The sequence below is a fragment of the Methylopila musalis genome (assembly GCF_042679725.1).
GTDB lineage: Bacteria > Pseudomonadota > Alphaproteobacteria > Rhizobiales > Methylopilaceae > Methylopila > Methylopila musalis.
Genome location: NZ_JBHTMX010000127.1, coordinates 1 through 8,537 on the forward strand (window position 1 = coordinate 1; position 8,537 = coordinate 8,537).

Below are 8,537 nucleotides of genomic sequence, written 5' to 3' on the forward strand. Positions count from 1 at the left end.
GGCACCGGCGGCCACCTGTTCCCGGCGGAGGCGCTCGCGGTGGAGCTCGCCCGCGGCGGCGAGGCGGTGCAGCTCGTCACCGACACCCGCGCGCTCGCCTACGCCAAGCATTTCCCCGCCCGCGCCCTGCACGCGACGCCCGCCGACACCCTGCGCGGCTCCGGCCCGCTCGCGTATGGCAGGCTCGCGCTGACCCTCGCCAAGGGCGTGGTCGCAAGCGTCGGCGTCATGCGGCGCGCCCGGCCCAAGGCCGTGGTCGGCTTCGGCGGCTACCCGACCTTTCCGCCGCTGGTCGCGGCCCGGCTCACCGGCGCGCCGGTGATCCTGCACGAGCAGAACGCGGTGATGGGGCGGGCGAACCGCATGCTCGCCCGCCTCGCCACCACCATCGCCAGCGGCTTCCCGGTGGTCGCGGGCCTGCCCGACGGCGCGACTGCCGTTCATGTGGGCAATCCCGTGCGTCCGCAGGTGCTGGCCGCGAGCGGCGTCGCCTACGCGCCGCTGACCGAGGACCAGCCGATCCGCCTGCTGATCTTCGGCGGCAGCCAGGGCGCGCGGGTGATGACCGAGGTCGCTCCCGAAGCGCTCGCCAAGCTGCCGGAGGACCTGCGCCGCAGGCTGCGGGTGACGCAGCAGGCCCGGCCGGAGGACATGGCCCGCGCCCGCGCGGACTACGCCGCCGCCGGCATCGAGGCCGACATCGCCTCCTTCTTCGACGACATGCCCGCACGCATGGCGCTCGCCCATTTCGTCATCGCCCGCGCCGGCGCCTCGACCGTGGCGGAGCTTGCGGTGATCGGCCGTCCCTCGATCCTCGTGCCGCTGCCGCACGCGCTCGACAACGACCAGCTCGCCAACGCCAACGCGCTCGCCATGGCCGGCGGCGCGGTGGTGACGCCGCAGAGCCGCTTCACGCCCGACGCCCTCGCCGACGACCTTGAGGTCCGGCTGCGGGACAGCGAGGGCCTCGCCACCTCCGCGGCGGCCGCGCGCCAGGTCGGCAAGCCGGACGCCTCCGCCCGGCTCGCCGATGTGGTATTGGCCGCGGCCGAGGCGCACGGCCTCGCCGGCGGCTCCGCGCCGTCCCCCGCCTCGTGATCCCTTTCAGAACGGCGTTCGATATCCCATGAAGCTCCCCCGCGACATCGGCCCCGTCCACTTCGTCGGCATCGGCGGCATCGGCATGTCGGGCATCGCCGAGGTGCTCGCCAACCACGGCTACAAGGTCCAGGGCTCGGACGCGGCGGAGAGCGCCAACGTCAAGCGCCTGCGCGAGAAGGGCGTCGAGGTGGTCATCGGCCACGCCGCCGACAATCTCGGCGACGCCGAGGTGGTGGTGGTGTCCTCCGCCATCAAGCGCGACAATCCGGAGCTCGCCGCCGCCCGCGAGCGGCGCTTGCCGGTGGTGCGCCGCGCCGAGATGCTGGCCGAGCTGATGCGGCTGAAGACCTGCGTCGCCATCGCGGGCACCCACGGCAAGACCACCACCACCTCGCTGGTGGCGACCCTGCTGGACGCGGGCGGCAAGGACCCGACCGTCATCAATGGCGGCATCATCAACGCCTACGGCACCAACGCCCGTATGGGCGACGGCGACTGGATGGTGGTGGAGGCCGACGAAAGCGACGGCACCTTCCTGAAGCTGCCGGCGGACGTGGCCGTGGTCACCAACATCGACCCCGAGCATCTCGACCACTTCGGCACCTTCGACGCCGTGAAGGCCGCCTTCCGCGCCTTCGTGGAGAACGTGCCGTTCTACGGCTTCGCCGTGATGTGCCTCGACCACCCGACCGTGCAGGACATGGTGGGCACGATCGAGGACCGCCGCGTCGTCACCTATGGCGAGAACCCCCAGGCCGACGTGCGCCTGAGCGATCTCGACCTGCGCGGCGGCGTGTGCCGCTTCCGCGTGACGGTGCGCGACCTGAAGAGCGACGCCGAGACCGTGATCGACGATCTGCTTCTGCCCATGGCCGGGCGGCACAACGCCCTGAACGCCACCGCCGCGATCGCCGTCGCCCACGAGCTCGGCATCGGGCCGGACCAGATCCGCGCCGGCCTCGCCAAGTTCGGCGGCGTGAAGCGGCGCTTCACCCGCGTCGGCGAGTGGAACGGCGTCACCATCTTCGACGACTACGGCCACCACCCGGTGGAGATCGCGGCCGTGCTGAAGGCGGCCCGCGCCTCGACCGAGGGGCGGGTGGTCGCCGTGGTGCAGCCGCACCGCTATTCGCGGCTCCACGCCCTGTTCGACGGCTTCTCAAGCTGCTTCAACGACGCCGACACGGTGATCGTCGCCGATGTCTACGCCGCCGGCGAACAGCCGATCGAAGGCTCGGACCGGGATGGACTTGTGGCGGGCTTGCGCGCAAAAGGCCATCGGCATGTGGTTCCGCTCGAGGGGCCGCAGGCCCTCGCCGGGGTGGTCGCGTCGATCGCGAAGCCCGGCGACTACGTGATTCTGCTCGGCGCCGGAACGAGCACCTATTGGGCGGCCGCCCTGCCGGACGAACTGGCGGCGCTTGGAACGGGAGAGGGCGGTTAATGCCCCGGATGACGACCCCGCAGCAGGGCGGAGCCCACACCGACACGGACGCCGGCCAGATGGCCGGCTGGCGGCCCGCCGACGCCGAAACCCGCAGCGAGCGTGGCTCCGCGTCGGCGGAGACGGCGGGCGACCTGCGTCGCGTCACCGCGCCGCTGTCGCTCAGGGCGCGCCGCCGGTGAGCGATCTCGCCCGGAGGCTGGGCGAACATGCGCCCGATCTCCGCGGCAAGCTGATCGAGGGACAGCGCCTAAGCGATCTGGTGTGGTTCCGCGTCGGCGGGCCGGCCGAAGCGCTGTTCTCGCCGCAGGACGAGGACGACCTCGCCTATTTCCTCGCGCGTCTTCCCGCCGACGTTCCCGTCACCACCATCGGCCTCGGCTCGAACCTGCTGGTGCGGGACGGCGGCCTGCCGGGCGTGACCATCCGGCTCGGCCGAGCCTTCGCCGCCATCGAGCCGCGGCCGGGCTGTCGCATCTTCGCGGGCGCCGCCGCCGCCGACCGCCGCGTGGCCATCGCCGCGCAGGAGGCGGGGATCGGCGGCTTCGCGTTCTATTTCGGCGTGCCGGGCTCCATCGGCGGGGCGCTGCGCATGAACGCCGGCGCCAACGGGACCGAGACGGCGGATCGGGTGGTGGAGGTCCATGGCGTGGACCGCGCCGGCCGCCGCCGCGTCTTCACCCGCGCCGAGATGGGCTACTCCTACCGCCACAGCGACGCGCCGGACGACGTGATCTTCACCGGCGCCCTGTTCGAGGGCCATGCGCAGGATCGCGATTCGATCCGCGCCGAGATGGACGAGGTCGCCCGCCACCGGGAGACCACCCAGCCGGTGAAGGCGCGCACCGGCGGATCGACCTTCAAGAATCCGCCCGGACAGTCGGCGTGGAAGCTGATCGACCAGGCGGGCCTGCGCGGCTTTTCCATAGGCGGCGCGCAGGTTTCCGAGATGCACTGCAACTTCCTTCTCAACACCGGCGGCGCCACCGGCGCCGAGATCGAGGCGTTGGGCGAGGAGATTCGCGCCCGCGTGCGCGCCACCTCCGGCGTGGAGCTGGAGTGGGAGATCAAACGGATCGGGGTCGGGGCTTAAGGGCCTGTCCGGAGAGCTGAGGTTTCAAACAGGCTTCAGGCGCTCGCGCCTGAGCCGGACGGGTTTGCGCCGGCTCGCGGGCCGGGACACGAGGTCGAGTTTCGGGGAATCGCATGTCCAAACACGTCGCCGTCCTCATGGGAGGCTGGTCCTCGGAGCGTCAGGTTTCGCTCTGGTCGGGAGCCGCCTGCGCCAAGGCTCTGGAATCGGAAGGATTTCGCGTCACGCCCATCGATGTGGGCCGCGATCTCGCCGAGGTGCTGGCCAAGGTGAAGCCGGACGTGTGCTTCAACGCCCTGCACGGCCGCTTCGGCGAGGACGGCACGGTGCAGGGGCTGCTGGAGATCATGGGCGTCCCCTACACCCACTCCGGCGTGCTGGCCTCCTCGCTCGCCATGCACAAGGAGCGCGCCAAGGTCGTGATGGCCGCGGCCGGCGTTCCGGTGCCGCGCGGGCGCGTCGTCACGCGGCTCGAGGCCGCCGCCGGCCACGTTCTGGAGCCGCCTTACGTCCTGAAGCCCGTGGACGGCGGATCCTCTGTCGGCGTCGTGATCGTTAACGAAGGACAGACCCATCCGCCGCAGGATCTCGGCCGGGCGGACTGGGAGCACGGCGATCTGCTGCTTGCCGAAAACTTCGTTGCGGGCAAAGAACTTACCTGCGCCGTGCTCAACGACGAGCCGTTGGACGTGATCGAAATCGTGCCCGGCGAAGGCTGGTACGACTTCGACGCCAAGTACGCCAAGGGGGGCTCACAGCACCTCCTTCCGGCGAAAATTTCACCCTTTGTTTACCAAGAGGTCCGAAAACTGGCTCTCGCGGCGCACCGGTCTCTGGGGTGTCGCGGGGTCAGCCGGGCCGATTTCCGTTTCGACGATCGAGAGAACGGGACGGGAGAGCTTGTCTGCCTCGAAGTGAACACGCAGCCCGGCATGACGGAGACGTCTCTGGTGCCGGAACTCGCCGCTTATGTCGGCATGGGGTTTGGTGAGCTCGTTCGATGGCTGGTGGAGGACGCCTCCTTAGATCGGTAGACGAACGGTCCTTCCCCCAGGAAGGCGACCGGGCCGCCCCCGCGCGCCGCACGGTGGTCTACAGGACCGGCCCCAACATGCAGGTGGCGGGCGAGAACGCCCGCCAGTCCCGTCCGGATCTGGACGACGTCCAGGAGGTGATCGGCGCCAGCCGCTGGTCCTCCTTCCGCTTCCGCGCCGAGCGCGTGCTGCGCCGCCGGCGCGTCGGGCTCGCGCTCGCGGCGCTGCTCTACGCGGGCACGGGCCTTACTGGCATGGTCGAAGGCGGCCACTGGCCGACGGTCCGCGACGAAATCCTCAACCTCCACGTCACCACCGCCAACCTGGTCGGCTTCCGCGTCACCGCGGTCGCGACCGAGGGCCAGAGCGCGCTGACCGACGACGAGGTGCTGCTGGCGCTCGGCGTCAAGGACGACACCGCGCTGCCCTTCCTCGACGTAAAGGCGGCGCGCGAGCGCCTGCTCGCCAATCCGCTGGTGGCCGACGCCACCGTGCGCAAGCTCTATCCCGACCGGGTGACGGTGCATCTCGTGGAGCGCAAGCCGTTCGCGCTGTGGCAGCACGAGGGCAAGGTCCAGATCCTGGCCGCCGACGGCACCCCGATCGACGAATTCCGCGACCGCCGCTTCGCCCATCTGCCGCTGGTGGTGGGCCCCTCCGCCAATCTGAAGGCCGGTGATCTGCTGGAGGCGCTGTCCCGCGCGCCCGCGATCCGGGAGCAGACCTACGCGGCGGTGTTCGTGGCCGAGCGGCGCTGGAATCTCCGCCTGCGCTCGGGCGTGGAGGTGAAGCTGCCGGAGCGCGGCTACGACGTGGCGCTCATCCGTCTCGACGCGCTGCAGGCGCGCGACAACCTGTTCTCCAAGGGCGTCACCGTGGTCGACCTGCGCGTGCCGGGCCGCACCGTGGTGCGGCTGACGCCCGAGGCTGCGGACACCCTGGCGGAAGCCGACAAAGCGGCCGAAAAGGCCAGGAAGAAGGCGGGCGGGGCATGAGTCAGGCGTTCCCCTATGGCGTCGTTCCGAAGATGCGGCCGTTGCCGGCGCGCCGGGCCGTTGTGGTCTCGGTGCTCGACGTCGGCACGTCCAAGGTCGCCTGCCTGGTGGCGCGGCTGAAGCCGGTCGAGGCCGGCGACGCGCTGCCCGACCGCAGCCATCTGGTGGAGCTGATCGGCGTCGGCCATCAGCGCTCCCGCGGCGTGAAGAACGGCCAGATCGTCGACATGGAGGCCGCCGAACAGGCGATCCGCCTCGCGGTCGACTCGGCCGAGCGCATGGCGGGCGTGCAGATCGAAAGCGTCATCGTCTCGGTGTCGGCCGGGCGCCTCTCCAGCGAGACCTTCCACGCCGAGGTCGGCATCGCCGGCCATCCGGTGGAGGACCGCGACATCCGCCGCGTGCTGCAGGCGGGCTGCGTGCACACCGTTCGGCCGAACCGCACCGTGGTGCATTCCATTCCGACCGGCTTCGGCCTCGACGCCACCCGTGGCGTGCGCGATCCGCGCGGCATGGTCGGGCAGCATCTCGGCGTCGACATGCACATCGTCACCGCCGAGGGCGCGCCGCTGCGCAACCTCATGCTGTGCGTGGAGCGCTGCCACCTCGACGTGGAGACCATCGTCGCAGCCCCGTACGCGGCGGGCCTCGCCTCGCTGGTCGACGACGAGAGCGAGATGGGCGTCACCCTGATCGACATGGGCGGCGGCGTCACCTCGGTCGCGGTGTTCCAGGGCGGCGCCTTCGTCCATTCGGACGCGGTGGCGCTCGGCGGCCAGCACGTCACGCTCGATCTCGCCCGCGGCCTGTCGGTCAGCATCGACGAGGCGGAGCGGCTGAAGACGCTGCACGCCAGCGTGTTCCCCGCCATCGCCGACGAGCGCGAGCAGATCACGGTCACGCCGGTCGGCGAGAACGAGCTCGAGTCCACCACCTACCTGCCGAAGTCGATGGTCGTGAAGATCGTCAAGCCGCGGGTGGAGGAGACGCTGGAGCTGGTGCGCGACCGGCTGAAGGCCTCCGGCTACGCCGCCGAGGCCCGGCGCGTGGTGCTCACCGGCGGCGCGAGCCAGCTCACGGGCGTGCCCGATCTCGCCCGCCGCATCCTCGACCGTCCGGTGCGCATCGGACGTCCGCTCGGCGCGCGCGGCCTTCCCGAGGCGGCCAAGGGGCCGGCCTTCGCGGCGCCGGTCGGGCTTCTGGTCTTCCCGCAGGTCGCGGGCATCGAACACGTCGATCCGAGGCGCATGCGCCGGGGCGGGCCGGCGCCGAAGGACACGTACATCCACCGGGTCGGCCGGTGGCTGAAAGAGAGCTTCTGACGGGCGGCGCGGCGGTCGCCTGTCGGAGAGAGGTTTCGCCCCCGTGGAGCCTCTGAACGCCGAGAACTTGGTTTGGCTTGAACGCCCGTGGCGGCGGACAACTGTTTAAGAGGCACATAGGATGACGCTCAACCTGAAGATGCCGGACATCCGGGAACTGAAGCCCCGCATCACCGTTTTCGGCGTCGGCGGCGCCGGCGGAAACGCCGTCAACAACATGATCGAAGCCGGCCTCGTGGGCGTGGACTTCGTCGTGGCCAACACCGACGCGCAGGCGCTGACGCTGTCCAAGGCCGAGCGCATCATCCAGATGGGCGTGCAGGTGACCGAGGGCCTCGGCGCCGGCTCGCAGCCGGAAGTGGGCCGCGCGGCCGCCGAAGAGGTGATCGACGAGATCCGCGACCACCTGTCCGGCGCGCACATGGCCTTCATCACCGCCGGCATGGGCGGCGGCACCGGCACCGGCTCGGCCCCCGTGGTGGCCCGCGCCGCCCGCGAGGCCGGCATCCTGACGGTCGGCGTCGTGACCAAGCCGTTCCACTTCGAAGGCCAGCGCCGCATGAAGACGGCGGAAGCGGGCATCGAGGAGCTGCAGAAGGCGGTCGACACCCTGATCGTCATCCCGAACCAGAACCTGTTCCGCGTCGCCAACGAGCGCACCACCTTCGCCGACGCCTTCGCGATGGCCGACCAGGTGCTCTACTCCGGCGTGGCCTGCATCACCGACCTGATGGTCAAGGAAGGCCTCATCAACCTCGACTTCGCCGACGTCCGCGCGATCATGCGCGAGATGGGCAAGGCGATGATGGGCACCGGCGAGGCCTCCGGCGAGAAGCGCGCGGTGCAGGCGGCGGAAGCCGCCATCGCCAACCCGCTGCTCGACGACGTCTCCATGAAGGGCGCCCGCGGCCTGCTGATCTCCATCACCGGCGGCAACGACCTGACCCTCTATGAGGTGGACGAGGCGGCGACCCGCATCCGCGAGGAGGTCGATTCGGAGGCCAACATCATCCTCGGCGCCACCTTCGACGAGAGCCTGGAAGGCATCATCCGCGTGTCGGTGGTGGCGACCGGCATCGATCAGGTGTTCGAGGCGGGCCAGGTCTCCGCGGCCGAGCAGCGCATCGCCGAGCTGACCAACCGCTTCAAGCAGCCGGCCGCCGCCGCCCCGCAGGCCCGCTCGCCGGAGCCGCAGCCGCTGCCGCAGTTCCGCGCCCCGACCCAGCCGCAGGCCCATGAGCCCGTGGCGCAGGAGCCGGTCTATCAGGCCTACGAGCAGCAGGCGATCGCCGCGATCGAGGACGTCACCATCCGTCCCGCCGCGCCGAAGCCCGCCATCCAGGAGCCGCAGCAGCACCACTACGCGCCGGTCGAGGACGATCACCACGACCAGCCCTACATCCCGCCGCAGGCCGAGCGCGCCCGCGCGCCCCGCATGCCGCGCATCGACGAGCTGCCGCTGCCGGCCCAGGCGCAGATCCGCGCCAGCCGCGAGCAGGCGTCGGACGCGCACGCTCCGGACCGCACGCGCGTGTCCCTGCTGCAGCG

The 8,537-nt window shown here is 71.1% G+C and carries 8 protein-coding genes; all 8 read left to right on the top strand.

Annotation, left to right across the window (positions count from 1 at the left end):
• On the top strand, window positions 1-1,098 hold a 1,098-nt coding region (locus ACFQ4O_RS12525; RefSeq protein WP_378776029.1), incomplete at its 5' end, for a UDP-N-acetylglucosamine--N-acetylmuramyl-(pentapeptide) pyrophosphoryl-undecaprenol N-acetylglucosamine transferase.
• Window positions 1,099-1,126: 28 nt separating this feature from the next.
• On the top strand, window positions 1,127-2,545 hold the full coding sequence (murC, locus tag ACFQ4O_RS12530) for a UDP-N-acetylmuramate--L-alanine ligase (protein ID WP_378776030.1): 1,419 nt from the start codon (window positions 1,127-1,129) through the stop codon (window positions 2,543-2,545).
• The gene (locus ACFQ4O_RS12535; protein WP_378776031.1) at window positions 2,545-2,727 is read left to right on the top strand and encodes a hypothetical protein; all 183 of its coding nucleotides are present in this window, start codon (window positions 2,545-2,547) and stop codon (window positions 2,725-2,727) included. Before murC ends, ACFQ4O_RS12535 begins: the two co-directional genes overlap by 1 nt.
• Window positions 2,724-3,638, top strand: a complete 915-nt coding sequence (murB, locus tag ACFQ4O_RS12540; RefSeq protein WP_378776032.1) for a UDP-N-acetylmuramate dehydrogenase — start codon at window positions 2,724-2,726, stop codon at window positions 3,636-3,638. Before ACFQ4O_RS12535 ends, murB begins: the two co-directional genes overlap by 4 nt.
• Before the next feature lie 113 nt (window positions 3,639-3,751).
• Window positions 3,752-4,672 (top strand): D-alanine--D-alanine ligase, encoded by a 921-nt coding sequence (locus ACFQ4O_RS12545; RefSeq protein ID WP_378776033.1) that lies wholly within the window; start codon window positions 3,752-3,754, stop codon window positions 4,670-4,672.
• A 53-nt stretch (window positions 4,673-4,725) separates the two neighbouring features.
• On the top strand, window positions 4,726-5,667 hold the full coding sequence (locus ACFQ4O_RS12550) for a cell division protein FtsQ/DivIB (protein WP_378776034.1): 942 nt from the start codon (window positions 4,726-4,728) through the stop codon (window positions 5,665-5,667).
• Window positions 5,664-6,989: a cell division protein FtsA gene (gene ftsA / locus ACFQ4O_RS12555; protein ID WP_378776035.1), complete on the top strand. Its 1,326-nt coding sequence runs from the start codon at window positions 5,664-5,666 to the stop codon at window positions 6,987-6,989. The genes ACFQ4O_RS12550 and ftsA overlap by 4 nt, the downstream gene beginning before the upstream one ends.
• A gap of 121 nt (window positions 6,990-7,110) precedes the next feature.
• Window positions 7,111-8,537: cell division protein FtsZ (ftsZ, locus tag ACFQ4O_RS12560; RefSeq protein WP_378776036.1), on the top strand; the 1,427-nt coding region annotated here is incomplete at its 3' end.

What these genes read in the sequence shown, in the direction of transcription:
- ftsA (WP_378776035.1), top strand. Translation starts at nt 5,664, where the DNA reads ATGAGTCAGGCGTTCCCCTATGGCGTCGTTCCGAAGATGCGGCCGTTG.
- ACFQ4O_RS12545 (WP_378776033.1), top strand. Translation starts at nt 3,752, where the DNA reads ATGTCCAAACACGTCGCCGTCCTCATGGGAGGCTGGTCCTCGGAGCGT.
- murC (WP_378776030.1), top strand. Translation starts at nt 1,127, where the DNA reads ATGAAGCTCCCCCGCGACATCGGCCCCGTCCACTTCGTCGGCATCGGC.
- ACFQ4O_RS12535 (WP_378776031.1), top strand. Translation starts at nt 2,545, where the DNA reads ATGCCCCGGATGACGACCCCGCAGCAGGGCGGAGCCCACACCGACACG.